The following is a 20,842-nucleotide window of genomic DNA, read 5'->3' as shown; positions in this document are numbered from 1 at the left end:
AAAATGAGGTTATTTATCGATTAACCATAATACGCGAGATCCGCCCTTCGGCGATCTCCTCATCACGAATCGTCATCACTTCGCAGCCGGTTTCGGTCACCACAATCTGGTGTTCATACTGTGCCGACGGGCTACGATCTTTGGTTTTCACCGTCCAACCGTCTTTCATCAACCGCACTTCGCGTCGTCCGGCGTTCACCATCGGTTCAATCGTGAACACCATGCCCGGCTGCAAAATGACACCGCCGTCATCGGCATAATAATGCAACACTTGCGGATCACAATGGAATTGATCGCCAATGCCGTGTCCGCAATATTCGCGCACCACCGTACAGCCTTTGCTTTCGACGTATTGCTGAATGGTCTTTCCAATCTGATTCAGCCGAATCCCCGCTTTCACGGTACGTAAGCCGATATACAATGACTCCAACGTCACTTCGCACAGGCGTTTGGCTTGAATCGAGGGTTCGCCGACCAAGAACATTTTTGAATTATCGCCGAAAAATCCGTCTTTGATCACGGTAACGTCAATATTCACGATATCGCCGTTTTTCAAAATTTTATCGGTACTCGGAATACCGTGGCAAACCACTTCATTCACCGAAATGCAGGTTGCGTTAGGGAAACCGTGGTAATTCAGACACGCCGGCACCACGTTCTGTTCATTCGCCATATATTCATGGCAAATGCGATCCAACTCGCCGGTGCTCACGCCCGCCTTAACATACGGCTCGATCATCACCAGCACTTCTTGTGCCAATTTGCAGGCTACACGCAGTTTTTCTAATTCAACATCATTGCGGATAGGAATATTCATGGGTTACCTTTTAATGTACGCTTATTTTAACTCGTGGCAAAGTATAGCATTTTCAGCCCGCCAGATAAAACAGTATGCTCTCCGCTACCGCACTTTGCACCGAAATACCGCTTGAACAGAAATTCCGCTTGTATAATAATAGCCGAATATTTTTATCGCACATCAGTGGGAGTCCTTATGACAGATGTAGCAATTCCATTAATTTTTACCGACGCCGCTGCGAACAAAGTAAAAAATCTCGTCGCCGACGAAGATAATTCGAATTTAAAATTACGCGTCTATATCACCGGCGGCGGTTGTAGCGGCTTTCAATACGGCTTCACTTTTGATGAGAAAGTCAATGACGGTGATTTAACCATCGAAAAAAACGGCGTTGCTTTGGTGGTTGACCCGATGAGTTTGCAATATTTAATCGGCGGCACGGTAGATTACACCGAAGGGTTGGAAGGCTCGCGTTTTATCGTGAATAACCCGAATGCCAGCACCACTTGCGGTTGCGGATCGTCATTTAGTATCTGATTATTTTAATATCAATAAAGGCAGCCGATTGGCTGCCTTTTTGTTCGCTATTCATAAACCATCACATCGCCGCAATATATTTCAACATCACCCCGGCGGCAATTGCCGAGCCGATAACGCCGGCGACATTCGGCCCCATCGCGTGCATTAACAGGAAATTTTGCGAATCGGCTTCCAAACCGACTTTATTGGCAACCCTTGCCGCCATCGGTACCGCTGAAACCCCCGCCGCACCGATCAACGGATTGATCTGGTCTTTGGCAAAACGGTTTAATAATTTCGCCATTAATACGCCGCTTGCCGTGCCGATAGCAAATGCAATCACGCCCAATAATAAAATCCCCAATGTTTGCGGCTGCAAAAATTTATCTGCAACCAATTTTGCCCCGACGGACAAGCCTAAGATAATGGTGACGATGTTAATCAGCGCATTTTGCGTGGTGTCGCTCAAGCGATCAACCACGCCGCTCACCCGCATTAAATTGCCGAAGCAGAACATCCCCAATAACGGCGCTGCGTCCGGCAATAATAATGCGACCAGCAACAATAATACGATCGGGAACAGAATTTTTTCCCGTTTACTGACATTACGCAATTGCACCATGCGGATTTTGCGTTCACTTTCACTGGTCAGCGCTTTCATAATCGGCGGTTGGATTAACGGTACCAATGCCATATAGGAATACGCTGCAACCGCAATCGCCCCCAATAGCTCAGGCGCCAATTTGCTGGATAAGTAAATCGCGGTCGGACCATCAGCACCGCCGATAATACCGATTGAAGCCGCTTGCGGTAAGGTAAATTCGATTAAGCCTAACCAATTCAGCAATAATGCGCCCAACACCGTGGCAAAGATACCGAACTGCGCCGCCGCGCCCAACAATAGGGTTTTAGGGTTCGCCAGCAGCGGACCGAAATCCGTCATAGCACCAACCCCCATAAAAATCACCAACGGTGCGACGCCATAACCGATCGCAACTTTGTAGAACAGCGCCAAAATTCCGGTGCTGTAGCCCATATCCGTCGCATAGCTTTCCAACTGGCTCACGATTGACGGAAGTGCGGTATTTAATGCCGCCTTGATCGAAGCAATATCCGTTGTGCTATTGAGCTTCGCGGCAACAAAGGTCAGTTGCTCCGCCGTACCGCTATGTAACAAATTATCCAATGCGCTCATTGCCATGCCTGCTTCGGGAATATTGGCAAGTAACCCGCCAAACCCGATCGGCAACAGCAACAGCGGTTCAAATTTGCGAGCAATCGCCAGCCACAGCAACAATAAACTGACGGCGATCATAATTGCCTGCCCCGGTTCAAGGTGCATAAAGCCCATCCCGCCTACAAGAGTATAAATACTTTCCATAACATTCGGCTCTCTAGGCTAAATTCATTAAGCGATCACCGACGGCAACGACATCTCCGGCTTTCACCGCGATTCCTTGTACTTTACCGGCTTGAGCGGCACGGATTTCCGTTTCCATTTTCATCGCTTCCAATACTAATAACACCTCGTCTTTTGCCACTTGTTGCCCTTCGCTGACAACCACTTTCCAGATGTTACCCGCCATCGGCGCGGTCACTTCCACACCGCCGGTTTGTGCCGGTGCCGCCGCCGATGTTACCGTTTGCGGCGCGGTCGAAGTAATTTCCCCGACTTCCCCGCCTTCGCTCACTTTCACCACAAAAGCTTTGCCCTCTAATTCCACGGTATAAACCGCCGGCCCGGAACTGACTTTAACCGGTTTGCTTTCCGCTTTTTCTCGTGACGCTGTCACACCGGTCGGCGCCGGTTCAAAGGCACTTGGATTACCGCGGTTTTCAAGGAATTTCAAACCGACTTGCGGGAATAACGCCACAATTAAGACATCATCAATTGCATTCTCTGCCAATTTAATGCCTTTTTCGGCGGCCAGTTGCTTCACTTCACCGGTTAATTTCTCCATTTCGGGCGGTAGATGATCCGCCGGACGGTCGGTAATCGCCGTTCCGCCGTTTAATACTTTGGCTTGAAGTGCGGTATCGACCGGCGCCGGGGTGCGGCCATATTCGCCTTTCAAAATCCCTGCGGTTTCTTTGGCAATGGTTTTATAACGCTCCCCCATCAATACGTTGATCACCGCCTGAGTACCGACGATTTGCGAGGTTGGGGTCACCAACGGAATATAGCCCAGATCTTTACGCACCCGCGGGATTTCCGCCAACACCTCATCCAATTTTTGCGAGGCATTTTGTTGTTTCAATTGGCTTTCCAAATTGGTCAACATGCCGCCCGGTACTTGCGCCACTAAAATCCGACTGTCAGAACCTTTTAATTGCCCCTCAAAGGCTTGATATTTTTTACGTACCTCGCGGAAATACGCCGCGATTTTTTCCAATTTGTGAATATCCAAGCCGCTGTCATATTCGCTGCCCTGCAACGTCGCCACCAATGCTTCGGTTGCCGGGTGCCCGTATGTGCCGCTCATGGAGGAGATCGCGGTATCGACACCGTCAACGCCCGCCTCAATTGCTTTTAACAGTGCCATTTCCGCCATCCCGGTGGTGGCGTGACAGTGCAAATGCAGGCGCACGTCGTAACGTTTTTTGATTTCACTCACCAGTTCATAAGCTGCCATTGGCGTTAAAATACCGGACATATCTTTGATCACCACCGAATCGACGCCGATCTCCATCAATTGCTCCGTCACCTCCAACCAGGTTTCCAACGTATGCACCGGGCTGGTGGTATAGCTCAATGTACCTTGTGCATGACCGCCATGCTTACGCACCGCTTGCAACGCACAACGCATATTGCGCGGATCGTTCATCGCATCGAATACCCGGAACACGTCCATGCCATTACTGACCGCTCTTTCGACAAAACGCTCGACCACATCATCGGCATAATGACGATAACCCAGCAAATTTTGCCCGCGCAATAACATTTGTAATGGCGTATTCGGAATCGCTTTTTTCAGCTCACGCAAACGCACCCACGGATCTTCGCCCAGATAACGGATACACGAGTCAAAGGTCGCGCCTCCCCATGCTTCCAATGACCAATAACCGATTTGATCCAATTCGGACGCAATCGGCAACATATCATCTAAACGTAAACGGGTGGCAAACAGGGATTGGTGAGCATCACGCAACACCACATCAGTAATAGCAATCGGACGAACTGATTTTGTCATGATAAAACTCCATTAAAATAAGCATTAATTGTTCTGTTGTTGACGGCGGTGGTGCGCAATCGCGGCGACAATAACCGGACGCAGGACATCAATTTCACTCGCCGCATTGGGAACAACCGCACTGGGTTTAGCGGCAACAGGTTTGATAATCTCAGGGAAGAAACGATTTACCGTATTCGACATTAAGCGAATGGAAAAAATAAGGATCAAAAGAAATAGCAGGACAAAGCCCATGCCGGAGAGCATTAGATTGATACCTTCGCCCAATAATTCTGTTGCTGTCATATTTTCGGACCTCAAGATCGGTGAATTCAAAATAATCTGCAATATAGCATACTGAGATTTAGCAGATAAAATGTTGTGATAGATCAAATCGAACAAATAAAACCTAGTATTTTTATTTACCGCAAGCCCTGCTAAAATGCAATCGTTTTTTCGTTTATAAGGAATCGCAGTATGGATTTTCAATTCTCTTTCGATTATTCAGGCAAACCGATTGCCCGTTGCAGTATGGAGCATGAAGCGCTCTCCAATTGGATTAACAGCGAGATTTACGGCGACACGCAAAAGCTCGCGGCAGTCTTCGCGTTGATCGAACAAGCCAAACAAAATCGCAACCCGCAGGCGGAACTCCGGCTGATCGGCCACGAATTCACCCTTTCGCTCGACGGCGAAGAAGTGATGGTTCAAGCCAATAATTTAGCCTTTGATAATACGGAGGAAATGGAAGAGGGCTTCAGTTATTATGATCAGGAAAGCCTCGCCTTTTGCGGCTTAGAAGATTTTGAACATTTCCTTTTACAATACCGCACTTTTTCCCAAAAAACGTAAACGGCAAAGCGGGGTTATTCTTTTATAACCACAAAATAAACCAATATTTTTAACAACTTATTAAACATTTCAGCTGACTATTCCAATATATTGCCGGGCAGATCACAATTCTGATATCCGGCATTTGTTTTTCTTATTTTACTTCCCTATCATCCCGCCGTCGTCACTGGTACAACTCCAGACTACTATTAAATAAATGTCAAGTATAATCAATTAGTTAATTTAGGATGAAATTTATATGGAAATAAGCAACATTAAAACTGCCGCCTTGGCAGATGAAAAAAAATGGAATAAATTGGATAGTGCTTGGGTTTTAAACCTTTTCGGTACCGCTGTCGGTGCCGGTGTTTTATTCCTGCCGATTAATGCCGGAATGGGTGGTTTTTGGCCGTTGGTCTTTATGGCGCTAATCGTCGGTCCGATGACCTACTTAGCGCACCGCGGTTTAAGCCGTTTTGTGTTATCGTCCGAACATCCGGGCAGCGATATTACCGAGGTCGTCGAAGAACATTTTGGTAAAACCGCCGGGAAACTGATCACCCTGCTCTATTTTTTCGCCATTTTCCCGATCTTATTAATTTACGGCGTCGGAATCACCAATACCGTCATTTCATTTATGGAAAACCAGCTGCATATGGCTGCGCCGCCACGCATGATTTTATCGATTATGTTAATTTCGGCTTTAATCAGCGTGATGTTGATGGGGGAAAAGTTTATGCTGAAAGTCACCGAGTGGTTGGTTTATCCGCTCGTTGCCATCTTATTTGCCCTCTCAATCTATTTAATCCCGGAATGGAACACGGCGTCGTTACAACAAATGCCGAGCGGCAGTGCATTTTTAACAACTTTGTGGCTCACCATCCCCGTGCTCATTTTTTCATTTAACCATTCGCCGGCGATCTCCGCTTTCAGCCTGTCACAACGACGCGAATATAAAACCCGCGAAGCCACGGAACAGCATAGCAACCGCGTGCTGCGCGGCACTTCCGCCTTATTGCTGATTTTTGTGATGTTATTTGTTTTCAGCTGTGTCCTGACCTTAACCCCTGAAGAATTAGCCTTGGCAAAAACCCAAAACATCTCCATTTTGTCGTTTCTCGCCAATAAATTCGATAACCCGTATATTTCTTATTTCGGACCATTGGTCGCTTTTCTGGCGATTACCAGCTCCTTCTTCGGCCACTATCTTGGCGCGCGCGAAGGTTTGGCGGGATTAATCATCAAAATGAACCGTGACGCCGGGAAAACAGACATTAACCGCAACCGATTGAATTACATCACCGCGCTGTTCTTCCTGTTTTCGCTTTGGCTGGTGGCAACCATTAATCCGAGTATTTTAGGCTTAATCGAATCCTTGGGCGGACCGATTATTGCCATGATTCTGTTTATCATGCCGATGTATGCGATTCGTAACGTCCCGGCAATGCAAAAATACCGCGGCAAGTTCAGCAATGTGTTTGTCACCGTGATGGGATTGATTGCGATTTCAGCAATCGTTTATATCCTTTTCCGTTAAGGTTGAACTTTGTTGTATGATAGACAGCAAACCTCTGCTTTGGCAGAGGTTTGAGCGTTAAGAAAAATAAAAAGAGTCTTTTATGATTAGTGTGTTTGATATTTTTAAAATCGGGATCGGACCGTCCAGTTCGCATACCGTCGGACCGATGAAAGCCGGAAAACAGTTTGTGGATGAACTGGAACAGCAACGGTTGTTGCCTGAAATCGACCAGCTTAAAGTGGATGTTTACGGCTCGCTCTCCCTGACCGGACGCGGGCACAGCACCGATACCGCGGTGATTATGGGCTTGGCGGGTTATTTGCCGGAAGACGTGGAAATTGAAGCCATTCCCGCATTTATCGGCTCGTTGAAACAGACCGCACTTTTGCCGATTATGCGCGGACAGCAACAAGTCAAATTCGACTTTGAACAGGATTTGGTTTTCCATAAAACCTTTCTGCCGCTGCATGAAAACGGCATGCGCTTACACGCCTTAAAACAGGGACAACCCGTTTATTCGCAAACCTATTATTCGATTGGCGGCGGCTTTATCGTGGACGAGGCAAATTTTAACCAAACCCAAGACAGCGTATTGAATGTACCTTATCCGTATCACAGTGCCAATGATATCCTGCAACATTGCAAAAATAGCGGATTATCGATCGCCGGTATGATGTTGCGCAATGAAATCGCCCTGCGCGATCAAAGTGCGGTCAACGCCTATTTGCAGCGGATTTGGCAAACCATGTCGGATTGTATGCAACGCGGCATGCACACCGAAGGTTTGCTGCCCGGGCCGCTGAAAGTAACGCGCCGAGCGACCGCACTTCGCCGCATGCTGGAATCGAACAACAGTCTGTCGAACGATCCGATGAAAATCATCGACTGGGTGAACATGTTCGCGTTGGCGATTAATGAAGAAAATGCGGCAGGCGGACGGGTGGTGACTGCACCGACCAACGGCGCCTGTGGCATTGTGCCGGCGGTGTTGGCGTATTACCAGCAATTTATCGCCCCGCTGTCGGAGGAAACGATTGCACGCTATTTGTTAACCTGCGGCATTGTCGGCTCGCTGTATAAAATGAATGCTTCTATTTCCGGAGCAGAAGTCGGTTGTCAGGGCGAGGTCGGCGTTGCTTGTTCGATGGCGGCGGCAGGGTTAACCGAAATCTTAGGCGGCACGCCGGATCAAGTCTGTATCGCCGCCGAAATCGGCATGGAACACAATCTCGGTTTAACCTGCGATCCGGTCAACGGACAAGTGCAAGTGCCTTGTATCGAACGTAACGCCATTGCCTCGGTCAAAGCGATCAACGCCAGCCGCATGGCGCTGCGCCGCACCAGCAGCCCGTCGGTTAGCTTAGACAAAGTGATTGAAACCATGTACGAAACCGGCAAAGACATGAACTCCAAATATCGCGAAACTTCCACCGGCGGTTTGGCAATCAAAATCTTGCCCTGCGATTAAACCGCACTTTCCACTTAAAGCGATCTTCGGATCGCTTCAGGCTGATGACAAAGTCTCTTTCTCGAATAATTTCCCTCCCTCCGTATACGGAGGGAGGTGTCCGAAGGACGGAGGGAGGCATAAATCATTTTAAAATGAATATGTTGCATTTTCATATTGCCCCTCCCTCCCCATTTTTCTTACGCAAAACGGTACTCCCTCCGCACGCGGAGGGAGAGAAGTCAGTTTGTCAGCAATCTCAAGCGATCTTCGGATCGCTTTTTTGTTTTTTGCGATTCCGATTCCAACTTTTGCTGTCGCCGCTCGCCTTTAAACCGGGTTTGATTAAAGTATAACGACATTTGACAACTTATATTTTAACTTATAAAATCTGGAAAACTAATGAATAAAATTATATTCAAGTCAAGAGCGGTTAAACAACTGGCTAAAATCCCAGAGCGAGAAATGATTCGCAGTAAATGCCAAGTTTTGGCTAATTTTCCTGCTTATCATTCAAATGTAAAGTCGCTCACTAACTATAAATATGATTATCGCCTACGAGTTGGACGGTTTCGAGTATTTTTCAACTATGGTTTTGAACACAATATCCATATTATCCACATTGAAGAGGTAAAAAAACGTGACGACAATACCTACGCTTTTTAACACACAAATTATCAATGATAACAATGGGAAGCCTGCATTTGTTGTCATTCCTTACGAACAATATTTCGCCACAATCAAAATGCGTGAATTGGATTTGAGTGATGGCGTTCCCAGCGAAGTGGTCGAGATTTTTTTCAAACACGAAGGCTGTAGTGCGGTGCGCGCATGGCGCGAATATTTAGGCTACACCCAACAACAAGTCGCGGATCGTTTAGGTATCAGCCAATCCGCCTATTCACAACATGAAAACTCGAAGAAACTGCGCAAATCGACACGTAAAAAAATCGCCGAAGCGTTGGGCATTAATCATCAGCAGTTGGATTTCTAAACCGCACTTGCCTTGAGCCTCAGCCTATTTTAGTGTTTTTCATATCCCCATGCGGTCATCAGCAATGTGACCGCTTCATTTAAATCTTGCAGCGATAAATTTCCAAAGCCGAATGAAAAATAACGCTTATCGGCATTCTGCTGTTTCACCGGGTAAATCTTAATGCCCACATTTTCTGCCAAGCGACAAAGTTCAGCAACGGAGCGCGTTTCTTGCCGTAGTTCCAACAGCAGGTAAAAGCCGGAATGTTCACCCTGATAGCGAATGACGCGACGATAAGGCTGTAGCAATTGGCACAGCAATTCCATTTTTTTGCGGTAATGGGTGCGCATGCGGTGAATATGCTTCTCAAATTCACCGCTTTGCATAAATTGCGCTAAAACGTGCTGGTTAATACGCGGCACGGTGGAATTCAGCAAGCCGCAACTTTGTTGATAAATCGGCACGAGCGCTTGCGGCAACACCATAAACGTGACACGCAACGACGGCATCAATAATTTGGAAAATGAACCTAAATAGATCACTTTGCCCTGTGAATACAGCGTGCCGTCCAAATGTTGCAACGAGGGAATCGGCTTGCCTTTGTAACGGAATTCACTGTCGTAATCGTCTTCGATAATGTAACGGTTCGGCTGCTGCTGTGCCCACTCCAATACTTGATGTCGCTCATTGACCGACAGAACCGAGCCGTAAGGATATTGGTGTGATGGCGTGAGATACAACACATCCACCGCACTTTGCGCCAAACAGGTGAAATCCAACCGATAATGTTCGGCTTGCGGCTGAAATAACGGCAATTTTCGTACCGATTTACCGAATAAAGATAACAACTGCTCCACCATCGGATAACCGTATTGTTCCATCGCATAATCCAGCGATTGCCGTGGATAACATTGATCGAGCAGCAAAACCAGCTGGCTGATACAGGTTTCGACCCCCGCCCCCAACACGATTTGCTCAATGGAACAACTAATGCCGCGTGAAGCGTACAGATAGTGAAGAATCTGCTCGCGTAGCACTGTCTCGCCCTGCTTCTCCCCCATATTCAGCAACTGCAAACCCCGTGTCTGTAACACCGTTTTTTGTATTTTTTTATAGCGTTGCAGCGGAAAAAGTGCGGTATCAATTTGATTCGGGTTGAGATCATAACGAAACGCCGCTGTTTTTTTCACCACCTGCGGCTGCACCGCACTTTCGGGCGTTTTAAAAAACTGCTCCGCCTTAAAATGCACAAAAAAACCCTGCCGCACTTTGGCTTCGACATAGCCTTCGGCCAACAGTTGGCTGTATGCGGTTTCCACCGTATTACGGCTGATGGTTAAATAATCCGCCAACCGCCGCTTCGACGGCAATCTTTCGCCGTAAGCAAGGCGTCCACTGCTAATATCCGCTTTGATCTGCTGATACAACTGAACATATAACGGTTGCTCCGCCTGCTTATCCAACTGAAAAAGGTAGTTTTTCACCATCTGACCCCATTAATATAATCAAAACTGACGCTTTTAATCATACCTGAATAGCGCAAAATAGCGATCCCTTGCTTCACAAAATAATATTCAAAAACCAACGACAATGAAGGAAAACATAATGAACAAAATTTTAGGCAGTGATGTTGTCAAACGCGGTATGGCGCAAATGCAAAAAGGCGGCGTGATTATGGATGTGGTGAATGCGGAGCAAGCGCGCATTGCCGAAGCCGCCGGGGCGGTGGCGGTGATGGCGCTAGAGCGCGTGCCGTCGGATATTCGGGCTGCCGGCGGCGTGGCTCGCATGGCAAACCCAAAAATCGTGAAAGAGGTGATGAATGCGGTCAGTATTCCGGTCATGGCAAAAGTGCGGATTGGGCATATCACCGAAGCACGTGTCTTAGAGGCAATGGGGGTAGATTATATTGATGAAAGCGAAGTGCTGACCCCTGCCGATGAAGAGTTTCATTTGCTGAAAAGCGATTACACCGTGCCGTTCGTTTGTGGTTGTCGCGATTTGGGCGAAGCCTTGCGCCGTATTGGTGAAGGCGCGGCAATGTTGCGCACCAAAGGCGAACCGGGCACGGGCAACATCGTGGAAGCGGTGCGCCATATGCGCAAAGTCAACGCACAAGTGCGCAAAGTGGTGGCTATGAGCCATGATGAATTAATGACCGAAGCAAAATTATTAGGCGCACCGTTCGAATTATTATTACAAATCAAACAACTAGGCAAACTCCCGGTGGTCAATTTTGCCGCAGGCGGGGTCGCCACCCCTGCCGATGCCGCGTTGATGATGGCGTTGGGCGCAGACGGTGTTTTTGTCGGCTCAGGCATTTTTAAATCGGAAAATCCGGAAAAATTCGCGCGCGCGATTGTACAAGCCACCACCCATTACCAAGATTATGATCGGATTGCCCGCTTATCGGAAGAACTGGGCGAAGCGATGAAAGGCTTGGATATTGCCAAACTCGCCGCCGGCGACAGAATGCAAGAACGTGGTTGGTAGTATGAGTATGCAAGCCCATTCTACTTACCGTGTCGGTGTGCTGGCATTGCAAGGGGCGGTCAGCGAACATCTGGCGCAACTTGACGCCTTGGGTGTCAATGCCGTTGCCGTCAAAAAAGCGGAACAACTGGCAACGCTGGACGGCTTGATTTTACCGGGTGGTGAAAGCACCGCAATCGGGAAATTGATGGGTGAATACGGTTTTATTGTCGCGATTCAAGCCTTTGCCGCTGCAGGCAAACCGATTTTCGGCACTTGCGCCGGTATGATTTTATTGGCAAAACAGATTCACGGCGACGAAACCGCCCATTTAGGCTTAATGGATATTGAAGTGCAACGCAATGGGTTCGGGCGACAAATCGACAGCTTTCAAACCGCACTTTGCGTTAAAGGCATAAGCGGGACCGTGCCGGCAATTTTTATCCGTGCCCCCTATATCCGACGGCTGCTCTCCGACCAAGTAGAGGTATTGGCAACAGTGGAAGATAGAGCGGTATTAGTCCGGCAAAATAATCTGCTCGCCTGCGCTTTTCACCCCGAACTAAGCCAAGATCAACAGATTCTAAAATTGTTTTTAGCCATGTTTTAAACCGCACTTTCCCTCATTCCGCGTCTAGGTTACACTAGACGCTTATTTTTTTCTAAGTCTAACAAAAACCATGAACACCCTTTTTAGCCTGAATTTGCCGAGTACGGCGAATGATCATAAATTACTCGGCAACGTGCTTGCCGACAGCGACGTGTTGGCGATCAGCCAAGCCGCCTGCCAACATCAAGGTTTAACCGTGGTGGTGACTGCCGACACCCGCCACGCCCTCAGTTTAGAGAAAAAACTGCGCCGTTTCAGCTCGCAAAAGATCGGTTTTTTCCCCGATTGGGAAACCTTGCCCTATGACAGTTTTTCACCGCACCAAGATATTATTTCCGCCCGTTTAAGCGCGCTGTTTTTCTTGCAACAGCCGCAACAAGGTATTTTTGTGTTGCCGATTAACACCTTAATGCAACGCCTCTGCCCACCGCACTTTTTAAGCAACAATGTGTTGCTGATTAAACAAGGCGACAAAGTGCGGTTAAACAAATTGCGCTCACAACTGGAAAATGCCGGTTATCGCGCGGTGGAACAAGTGCTGGAACACGGCGAATATGCGGTGCGCGGTTCATTGTTGGATCTGTTCCCGATGGGCAGCGACGAACCGTTTCGTTTGGATTTCTTCGATGATGAAATCGATTCGATCCGCACTTTCGATGTGGATACGCAACGCACACTGAACAAAATCGAACAGATTAATCTGCTGCCGGCGCACGAATTCCCGACTGACGAGAAAGCGATTGAGTTTTTCCGCGGACAATTCCGCGAGCGTTTTGAAATCCGCCGTGATCCGGAACATATCTATCAACAAATCAGCAAAGGCACGTTTGTGTCGGGAATTGAATATTGGCAGCCGCTGTTTTTTGAACAGATGGCGACGCTGTTTGATTACCTGCCTGAAAATAGCCTGTTTATTGATTACCATAACAACGGCGAGCGTGCGCAACGCTTCTATCAAGACGCACAACAGCGTTTTGAAAGCCGTAAGGTTGATCCAATGCGTCCGTTGCTACCTCCGGAACAGCTTTGGTTACGCAGTGATGAAATCAATCGCCACCTGAAAAACTACCCGCGCTTAACCCTGCATAACGAGAAATTACGCAATTCGGCACGCCAAAGCAATTTGCCCGTCAGTCCGCTGCCGGAGCTGACGATTAATGCGCAACAAAAAGAACCGCTCAAGCTGCTGCGCCAATTTGCCGAACAGTTTGACGGACAACTGCTGTTTTCGGTGGAAACGGAAGGACGGCGCGAAACCTTACTGGAATTATTGCGCCCGCTTAAGCTGAAACCGCACTTTATTGTGACCTTGTCACAAATAAATGAACAGCGACATAATCTGATGATTAGCGAGCTGGAAAACGGATTTATTTTAGAGAATGATAAAAACAAACTAGCCATTATCAGCGAAAGCAATCTTCTGGGCGAACGGATACAGCAGCGCAAACGCGATCAACGCAAAACCGTCAATCCCGATACGTTGATCCGCAATTTAGCCGAATTGAAAACCGGACAGCCGGTGGTGCACCTCGATCACGGGGTCGGGCGTTACGGCGGTTTGACCACCCTCGAAACCGGCGGCATTACCGCAGAATACCTGATTTTAGATTACGCCAACGAGGCAAAATTGTATGTGCCGGTCTCCTCGCTCTATTTATTAAGCCGCTATGTCGGCGGCAATGAAGAAAGCGCGCCATTACACAAACTGGGCAGCGATACGTGGGTGAAAGCGCGGCACAAGGCGGCGGAAAAAATCCGTGATGTGGCGGCGGAATTGTTAGATGTCTATGCCAAACGTGAAACGCAAAAAGGCTTTGCTTTTCAATATAATAAAGAGGAATTCCGCCAATTCGCCGACACCTTTAATTTTGAAGAAACCGTCGATCAGCAAATGGCGATCAATGCGGTCATCAGCGATATGTGCCAGCCGAAAGCGATGGATCGCTTGGTGTGCGGCGATGTCGGTTTCGGCAAAACCGAAGTGGCGATCCGCGCCGCCTTTTTGGCGGTGAACAACAGTCGCCAAGTGGCGATTCTGGTACCAACCACGCTGTTGGCGCAACAGCATTATGACAATTTCAAAGATCGCTTTGCCAATTTAGCGGTCAATGTGGAAATGTTGTCGCGTTTTAAAACCGCCAAAGAACAAAAAGTGATTTTAGAACAACTTGAACAAGGTCGGGTGGATATCCTGATCGGCACGCATAAGCTGCTGCAATCCGATGTGAAATTTAAAAATCTCGGTTTATTGGTAGTCGATGAAGAACACCGTTTCGGCGTGCGCCAAAAAGAAAAAATCAAACAATTGCGCGCTAATGTGGATATTCTGACCCTGACCGCCACCCCGATTCCGCGCACGCTGAATATGGCGATGACGGGCATGCGCGACCTGTCGATTATCTCCACCCCGCCGGCACGCCGCCTGACGATTAAAACCTTTGTGCGCGAAAGCGATGATTTACTGATCCGCGAAGCGGTGCTGCGCGAGATTCTGCGCGGCGGACAGGTGTATTACCTGCATAACGATGTCGCCACGATTGAAAATTGCGCCGAACAGCTGGCGCAACTGGTGCCGGAAGCGCGGATTGTGATCGGACACGGACAAATGCGTGAACGCGATTTGGAACGGGTGATGAGCGATTTTTATCATCAGCGTTACAACTTGTTGGTCTGCTCCACCATTATCGAAACCGGGATCGACGTGCCGACCGCCAACACCATTATTATCGAACGCGCCGATAAATTCGGCTTGGCACAACTGCACCAACTACGCGGTCGGGTCGGGCGGTCGCACCATCAAGCCTACGCCTACCTGCTCACGCCACACCCGAAACGCATGAGCAAAGACGCATTGAAACGCTTGGAGGCGTTGGAAAGCCTGGATAATCTCGGGGCGGGTTTTGTGCTTGCCACCCACGATTTGGAAATTCGCGGTGCGGGCGAACTGCTCGGCAGCGAGCAAAGCGGACAGATCGAATCAATCGGCTTCTCGTTATATATGGAACTGCTGGAAAGTGCGGTCAATGCGCTGAAAGAGGGGCGCGAACCGTCACTTGATGAGCTGACCCAGCAACAAGTGGAAATCGATCTGCGCATTCCTGCGTTGCTGCCGGAAGAGTATCTGGGCGATGTCAATATGCGCCTGTCCTTCTACAAACGGATCGCCAGTGCCGCCAGCCAACAAGAGCTGGACGAATTGAAAGTCGAACTGATCGACCGCTTCGGTTTACTGCCACAAGCCGGCAAAAACCTGCTGCAAATCGCCGAACTGCGCCTATTGGCAAAACCGTTGGCAATCCAAAAAATCGAAGCACACGCCCAAGGCGGCGCACTGGAATTCAAAGCCAACGCCGAACTTGATCCGCTTAAATTCTTAGCCTTAATCAAACAAAACCCGACGGTTTACCGCTTCGACGGCCCGACCAAATTCCGTTTTAGCCAAATAACGGAAAGCGCAAAAGAACGGTTAGAATTTGTAGAAGCGTTAGTGAAAGCGTTGTTGGATTAGCATCATTATTCGATGAAGACATTGATGAGAAAATTTTCTAGGCAACGTATTGATTGATAGAAAAATACCGGGCGATTTGCAGCCCGGTATTTTCAATTATTTGACCAAATCACCTTTTAAGGTGACTCCGCCAACCACGCGGCCGGCATGGCATTCATAGTTCGTGGTGCTGTTATAAGTATTCTTTTTATAATAACTGACTAAATTGCTGACTTTTGTGGCGCCCTCGGCTTTAGCCCGTTCCTGGAATTGTTTCACGGCAGATAAAAATGCCCAAGTACAACCTTCCTGATCGGATTTATTGGCAAAATTGGTTTTCTTATTGCTCACCAAACCCGATTTCACCACCTTACCGGAAACACTTTTGCCAAAATATAATTTAATATTCGGGTCAACCACACCTGCTGCTTGCGGTGAATTTAACGCTTCTTGAATCGAATAATAATGTGTGGTATCACGCGGGGCACAGGCCGCAACAGTTAATGTGGCAAGTGAGATCAATAATAATTTTTTCATATTGTTTCCTTTGGCAAGTAAATAAAACTGTTTTAATTGAAAGGAATATAACAAAGACAATTAAAATTTCAACTGAAATTTAATCAAAATCCAATATGTAAATCATGACTTTCTTGAATAATCGTTTGGAATCTTATATTATTTGCCAAAATTTTTCGCTAAGGATTTGAATTTGCAATTTTCACTTTCGCTCAGTCAATGGAAAGCCGCTTCTTTTTCGCTTACCCAACAAGAAGATTGGTTGGACTGGGCAAAAGGTAAGCCCTTAAGCTTTTTTGACGAAAAAACATTGGATCTATCCTTTCTTGCACCGATGCAACGCCGTCGTTTAAGCGATCTCCCCAGACTGGTGTTTATGGCCGCATGGGAAATAATGCAAGACAAACAATGTCCGGTGGTATACGTTTCTCGCGACGGCGAATTTTCCCGCAGTTTTGCCTTATTGAAAGAATTGGGTGGTGGCGAACAGTTATCCCCCACTTCTTTCGGACTTTCCGTGCATAATTCCATTGTGGGGCAATGGTCAATGATTCGGAAAGACACTTCGGAAATGACCGCACTTTCTGCACGTGAAGACGGCCTTGAAACTGCTTTGCTCGAAGCCTATTTACTGCTACAAAGCGGACACCGCGAGGTATTGATCATTATTGCGGACGAACCTTTGAAAGAAGAAAATCCCATAAACGACGGGTATTTGGAAAAATTTGCCTATGCCGCAGCCTTCTTGGTTACGACCGGAAATGAAATTTGTTTAAGCCTGACTCGGAAGAATAAAAATCAAACTGCACATAATATTGAGTATTCGACCAATCTTGAAAATCTGAAAAATATTATTTTAGCTAACGCTAATTGGCAACATAATTTAAAATATCAAGATCGTTGTTGGAGCTGGCATGCCAAATATAATAAAAAGTGAAAAAGGGAAATACTGCGACCGCACTTGGCGTATTATCGCAAATGCTATCGGTTTTCTAGTGTTTGGTATTTTCGGGGTAGTAATGAAGGTTATTTTATTACCTTTTACATTAAAAAAAGACAATACATTAAACCAACAATTGCAAGCGCGTTCAATTATTTCAACCAGTTGGCGCTATTATTTGAAATTTTTAAATGCTATCGGCGTATTTAGTTTCGAATTCCTCGGTGCGGAAAAACTAGGCAAAAACGGACAATTGATTATTGCAAACCATCCGTCTTTATTGGACGTGGTATTTATGATTGCCTATGCTAAAAATTGCAATTGTGTCGTAAAACAAAGCCTGCAAAAAAATACTTTTTTGAATAGCCCTATTCGGGCTTGCGGCTATATCCCGAATGACGGCTCTCCGGAAATGATCGAACACTGTGCCGAAGTATTAAAGTGCGGTGAATCCTTGCTGATTTTTCCCGAAGGCACACGCACCGGTCATGACGGCGTTATTAATTTTCACCGTGGCGCCTGCGCCATCGCTTTACGAGGTGCCAAAATGATTACGCCCGTAGTGATTAAAATGTCGCCGCCGGCGTTTAAAAAAGATCATGCCTGGTATCAAGTCGCAGAACATAAAATTCACTATCAGTTTATTGTCGGTGAAGACATTAATCCGCAAGATTGGCTAAAAGAAAAACCGGCACCCATTGCAGCTCGCCGATTAAATCAATATTTACAACATTATTTTGAGGAGAAACTAAATGAATGACGCTATAGAACTTGAATTAAAACAATTGATTATTGACTCACTCGCTTTAGAGGATATTACCGTCGACGATATTCAGAGCAATGAACCTCTGTTTGTGGATGGTCTTGGATTGGACTCTGTCGATGCACTGGAATTAGGGTTAGCGATACAAAAAAAATATAATGTGCAGATGGATAATCAGGATCAAGATTTGCGCAAAAATTTTTATAGTGTTGCAACATTAGCCGATTATATTCGCAATAAGTAGGAATACATAATGACTGAACAAGAAATTTATCAAACCTTGCGTAACGCGTTGGAAAATTTATTTGAGATCGAACCGGAGCAAATCAAACCGGAAGCCAATTTATATACGGATTTGGAAATTGACAGCATTGATGCGATTGATTTAATGGACTATATCAAACGTGAAACCGGACACAAATTACAAGCTGAAGATTTTCGCAGCGTACGCACAGTACAAGATGTCGTCACCGCAGTATTGAATAAATTCAATCAAACGGAAGCATAATGACAATGCCTACTAAGCGGGTAAAGCTGATTGTCGGCACTACGCTTATACTATTGTCGGTGAGCTATCCTTTTTTGCTTTATTTTGCGCGGGAGCAAATTGACTTTCGTTATTTATTGTTGTTGATGTTAGGGTTATGGCTGGCCCGCAGCTGGTGGCAAAAAAACAAAGCGCAGCAAATCATCAGCTATGTTATCAGTATTTTTCTTGCCTGTTCATGGCTTATCGGCAATGAAAATCTGATGTATTGGTATCCGGTTTTAATCAACGGTACCATGCTTTTTGTGTTTGCGATGAGTTTATTCTCGGCACAAAGCATGGTGGAACGTTTTGCCCGCTTGCAATATCCTGATTTGCCCTCGGAAGGCGTTCGCTATACCCGAACTGTCACTAAAATTTGGCTAGGATTCTTTGTTTTTAATTGTACCGTCACTATTGCATTAATTTATATCAATAAACATTATTGGGCGATTTATACCGGATTGATTTCTTATTTTTTCATGGGGTGCTTGTTCTTTATTGAATGGTGTTACCGCAAATTTAAGCTGAAAGTTAATTAAAATAGATAATATGAATGCATTTTTTCCCTTTGACCTTTCCCAATTTGCCTATTATTCACAAGTGACAAAGCGTTGTGAGAAGTCACCGCACTTTAGCGAACAAACGCTTATTTTAGCCCAACATTTAATACCTAAATCCAAAGTGGTTTTATGGTTTAGAGAAAGCCACTTTTTTATTCAAGCCTTGCTTGCCGCATGGAAAGTCGAAGCGGAAGTATTCATATTGCCGGATTTATCGGAAAATAACTTACAATGGGCAAATGCTCAAGATTATTGCTTAACCGATGATGTCAATTTGATATTAAATATTCCAGTTTATTCATTATCCCAGGCAAATCGCCACCCAGTAAATATATTGCCCTCACAAGAGGTTGATATTACTGAGACTATTTCACCGCATTCTGTTTTATGGTTAAAAACTTCCGGTTCCAGCGGAGTACCGAAACTAATAAAGAAAACCCTGCGGCAATTTCAGGCGGAAGCGGAGATGTTAAAAAAACATTTTGCCATCTCTGCTGATGATTTGATTTTAAACACGGTGAGCCAACAGCATTTATATGGACTGACTTTTTGCATTATGTTGCCGCTATTTTCCCTCGCCGCGATTTGTACGGAACAGTGGCTCTTCCCCGAAATGCTGATTGAACAAACTTTGCAAGCTGATCGTAGCGTCTGCTGGGTAGCCAGCCCGATGTTATTAAACCATTTTGCCGAACATCATAATTGGGCGAAATTTCGACATAAAATAAAACGTATTTTCTCCGCCGGCGGAAAGCTCCCTACCGCAACTGCCGAATTATTTGCACAATATGGTTTAGCTATTGATGAGATTTATGGCAGCACGGAAACCGGCGTGATTGCCAGTAGACAAGGTGATACTGTCTGGCAAGCATTGCCGAGCGTACAATTTCAACACACCGTTCAATTAAGCGTAAATTCTGCCTGGATAGATCAAACAGAGCCTCTTAATGATGTATTGGTATTTCAGGCAAACGATCGCTTTGTCCTACAGGGGCGGCAAGATCGCATTATGAAGTTGGCGGACAAACGCATTTCCCTTGATCTCGTGGAAGAAGCCTTAAATCAATCAGATTTAGTAAAAGAATGCTATTGTTTTCAACACCCGCAACAACCTCGTTTGATTGCCTTAACCGTATTGAGTGAAAACGGAATTCGGTTATTACAAAATCAAGGGCGAAAAGTGTTAAGCGAAACGCTTGCATTACCAATCAAAACACAACTGGGTAATTTGGCAACTCCTCGTTTCTGGCGTTTCGTTGCGGCGTTGCCGCGTAATACACAGGGCAAAATCATTAAGTCCGATGTCTTGGCACTATTCAAAAATAAGCCATGCGCCCCCGTTTGGCAATCTATATCGCAAATATCAGCGCGGTGGGATATTTCACGGCATCAGGAACAGCAATTTATCGGCACCATACCCTTGGATCTAACCTACTTTTCCGGTCATTTTTCCAGTTTCCCTTTAGTTCCTGGCGTGGTACAACTTCAATGGGCAATTCAGTTGGTCGAGTCCTTGGGTTTACCCGCACAAATTGATGGTGTTGAGAATTTAAAATACCAACAATTTATTCGCCCAAATAATGAAATTATCATGACCCTGCGTTGGGATAGTATAAAATCCAAATTAACATTTAATATTACGAAAGAAGAAGATAGCCAAACCGTGATCTGTGCTTCGGGACGTATCGTGTATAAGGTATAACA

The 20,842-nt window shown here is 46.3% G+C and carries 21 protein-coding genes; 15 read left to right on the top strand and 6 right to left on the bottom strand.

Annotation, left to right across the window (positions count from 1 at the left end; genetic code table 11):
* Positions 1–13: 13 nt before the first annotated feature.
* Entirely contained in the window at positions 14–817 is an 804-nt protein-coding gene (map, locus tag ACWA5Z_RS09905) for a type I methionyl aminopeptidase (protein WP_431051924.1), read from the bottom strand.
* A gap of 177 nt (positions 818–994) precedes the next feature.
* Between map and erpA the strand changes: the two genes are divergently transcribed.
* Positions 995–1,336: an iron-sulfur cluster insertion protein ErpA gene (gene erpA / locus ACWA5Z_RS09900; protein ID WP_431051922.1), complete on the top strand. Its 342-nt coding sequence runs from the start codon at positions 995–997 to the stop codon at positions 1,334–1,336.
* Positions 1,337–1,397: 61 nt separating this feature from the next.
* Here the strand turns inward: erpA and ACWA5Z_RS09895 are convergent, their stop codons facing one another.
* Genes ACWA5Z_RS09895 through ACWA5Z_RS09885 form a run of 3 tightly spaced genes read right to left on the bottom strand, consistent with a single transcriptional unit; the run spans position 1,398 to position 4,794 of the window.
* Positions 1,398–2,699, bottom strand: coding sequence for a sodium ion-translocating decarboxylase subunit beta (locus tag ACWA5Z_RS09895; protein WP_431051920.1), 1,302 nt, complete (start codon positions 2,697–2,699; stop codon positions 1,398–1,400).
* Positions 2,700–2,712: 13 nt separating this feature from the next.
* Positions 2,713–4,509 (bottom strand): sodium-extruding oxaloacetate decarboxylase subunit alpha, encoded by a 1,797-nt coding sequence (gene oadA, locus ACWA5Z_RS09890; protein WP_431051918.1) that lies wholly within the window; start codon positions 4,507–4,509, stop codon positions 2,713–2,715.
* A 24-nt stretch (positions 4,510–4,533) separates the two neighbouring features.
* Positions 4,534–4,794 carry an oxaloacetate decarboxylase subunit gamma gene (locus tag ACWA5Z_RS09885; protein WP_431051916.1) on the bottom strand — a complete coding sequence of 87 codons (261 nt, stop codon included), beginning with the start codon at positions 4,792–4,794 and terminating at the stop codon, positions 4,534–4,536.
* Between the two features lie 171 nt (positions 4,795–4,965).
* Between ACWA5Z_RS09885 and ACWA5Z_RS09880 the strand changes: the two genes are divergently transcribed.
* The 5 genes from ACWA5Z_RS09880 (at position 4,966) to ACWA5Z_RS09860 (ending at position 9,279) form a co-directional block, all read left to right on the top strand.
* The gene (locus tag ACWA5Z_RS09880; protein WP_431051914.1) at positions 4,966–5,340 is read left to right on the top strand and encodes a YacL family protein; all 375 of its coding nucleotides are present in this window, start codon (positions 4,966–4,968) and stop codon (positions 5,338–5,340) included.
* A 238-nt stretch (positions 5,341–5,578) separates the two neighbouring features.
* Positions 5,579–6,856, top strand: a complete 1,278-nt coding sequence (locus tag ACWA5Z_RS09875; protein WP_431051912.1) for an HAAAP family serine/threonine permease — start codon at positions 5,579–5,581, stop codon at positions 6,854–6,856.
* Between the two features lie 82 nt (positions 6,857–6,938).
* On the top strand, positions 6,939–8,306 hold the full coding sequence (locus tag ACWA5Z_RS09870) for an L-serine ammonia-lyase (protein ID WP_431051910.1): 1,368 nt from the start codon (positions 6,939–6,941) through the stop codon (positions 8,304–8,306).
* 381 nt (positions 8,307–8,687) lie between these two features.
* Entirely contained in the window at positions 8,688–8,951 is a 264-nt protein-coding gene (locus ACWA5Z_RS09865) for a type II toxin-antitoxin system RelE family toxin (protein ID WP_431051908.1), read from the top strand.
* The gene (locus ACWA5Z_RS09860; RefSeq protein WP_431054335.1) at positions 8,935–9,279 is read left to right on the top strand and encodes a helix-turn-helix domain-containing protein; all 345 of its coding nucleotides are present in this window, start codon (positions 8,935–8,937) and stop codon (positions 9,277–9,279) included. The genes ACWA5Z_RS09865 and ACWA5Z_RS09860 overlap by 17 nt, the downstream gene beginning before the upstream one ends.
* 29 nt (positions 9,280–9,308) lie before the next feature.
* On the opposite strand, the gene pdxR is transcribed toward ACWA5Z_RS09860, so the two are convergent.
* Entirely contained in the window at positions 9,309–10,745 is a 1,437-nt protein-coding gene (pdxR, locus tag ACWA5Z_RS09855; RefSeq protein WP_431054334.1) for a MocR-like pyridoxine biosynthesis transcription factor PdxR, read from the bottom strand.
* Positions 10,746–10,866: 121 nt separating this feature from the next.
* Between pdxR and pdxS the strand changes: the two genes are divergently transcribed.
* From pdxS to mfd, 3 genes are all read left to right on the top strand, one after another.
* A complete protein-coding gene (pdxS, locus tag ACWA5Z_RS09850; RefSeq protein ID WP_431051906.1) occupies positions 10,867–11,754 on the top strand; it encodes a pyridoxal 5'-phosphate synthase lyase subunit PdxS in 888 nt (295 codons plus the stop codon).
* 7 nt (positions 11,755–11,761) lie between these two features.
* Positions 11,762–12,343 carry a pyridoxal 5'-phosphate synthase glutaminase subunit PdxT gene (gene pdxT / locus ACWA5Z_RS09845; protein WP_431054333.1) on the top strand — a complete coding sequence of 194 codons (582 nt, stop codon included), beginning with the start codon at positions 11,762–11,764 and terminating at the stop codon, positions 12,341–12,343.
* Between the two features lie 70 nt (positions 12,344–12,413).
* Positions 12,414–15,851, top strand: a complete 3,438-nt coding sequence (gene mfd, locus ACWA5Z_RS09840; protein WP_431051904.1) for a transcription-repair coupling factor — start codon at positions 12,414–12,416, stop codon at positions 15,849–15,851.
* 96 nt (positions 15,852–15,947) lie between these two features.
* Here the strand turns inward: mfd and ACWA5Z_RS09835 are convergent, their stop codons facing one another.
* Positions 15,948–16,367 carry an excinuclease ABC subunit A gene (locus ACWA5Z_RS09835; protein ID WP_431051902.1) on the bottom strand — a complete coding sequence of 140 codons (420 nt, stop codon included), beginning with the start codon at positions 16,365–16,367 and terminating at the stop codon, positions 15,948–15,950.
* Positions 16,368–16,539: 172 nt separating this feature from the next.
* On the opposite strand from ACWA5Z_RS09835, the gene ACWA5Z_RS09830 reads away from it, so the two are divergent.
* The 6 genes from ACWA5Z_RS09830 to ACWA5Z_RS09805 are packed head-to-tail and all read left to right on the top strand — an operon-like array spanning position 16,540 to position 20,840.
* The gene (locus ACWA5Z_RS09830) at positions 16,540–17,283 is read left to right on the top strand and encodes a beta-ketoacyl synthase chain length factor (protein WP_431051900.1); all 744 of its coding nucleotides are present in this window, start codon (positions 16,540–16,542) and stop codon (positions 17,281–17,283) included.
* A complete protein-coding gene (locus ACWA5Z_RS09825) occupies positions 17,261–18,046 on the top strand; it encodes a 1-acyl-sn-glycerol-3-phosphate acyltransferase (RefSeq protein ID WP_431051898.1) in 786 nt (261 codons plus the stop codon). Before ACWA5Z_RS09830 ends, ACWA5Z_RS09825 begins: the two co-directional genes overlap by 23 nt.
* The gene (locus ACWA5Z_RS09820) at positions 18,039–18,293 is read left to right on the top strand and encodes a phosphopantetheine-binding protein (protein ID WP_431051896.1); all 255 of its coding nucleotides are present in this window, start codon (positions 18,039–18,041) and stop codon (positions 18,291–18,293) included. Before ACWA5Z_RS09825 ends, ACWA5Z_RS09820 begins: the two co-directional genes overlap by 8 nt.
* Before the next feature lie 9 nt (positions 18,294–18,302).
* Complete coding sequence (locus ACWA5Z_RS09815) at positions 18,303–18,557, top strand: acyl carrier protein (protein WP_431051894.1); 255 nt, start codon at positions 18,303–18,305, stop codon at positions 18,555–18,557.
* On the top strand, positions 18,557–19,117 hold the full coding sequence (locus ACWA5Z_RS09810; RefSeq protein WP_431051892.1) for a COG4648 family protein: 561 nt from the start codon (positions 18,557–18,559) through the stop codon (positions 19,115–19,117). Before ACWA5Z_RS09815 ends, ACWA5Z_RS09810 begins: the two co-directional genes overlap by 1 nt.
* Before the next feature lie 10 nt (positions 19,118–19,127).
* Positions 19,128–20,840, top strand: a complete 1,713-nt coding sequence (locus ACWA5Z_RS09805; RefSeq protein WP_431051890.1) for an AMP-binding protein — start codon at positions 19,128–19,130, stop codon at positions 20,838–20,840.
* The last annotated feature ends 2 nt before the right edge of the window (positions 20,841–20,842 follow it).

The sequence above is a fragment of the Testudinibacter sp. P80/BLE/0925 genome (genome assembly GCF_053570785.1).
Note: the sequence above shows the minus strand (reverse complement) of the source record. Positions and strands in the feature narration are given on the sequence as shown.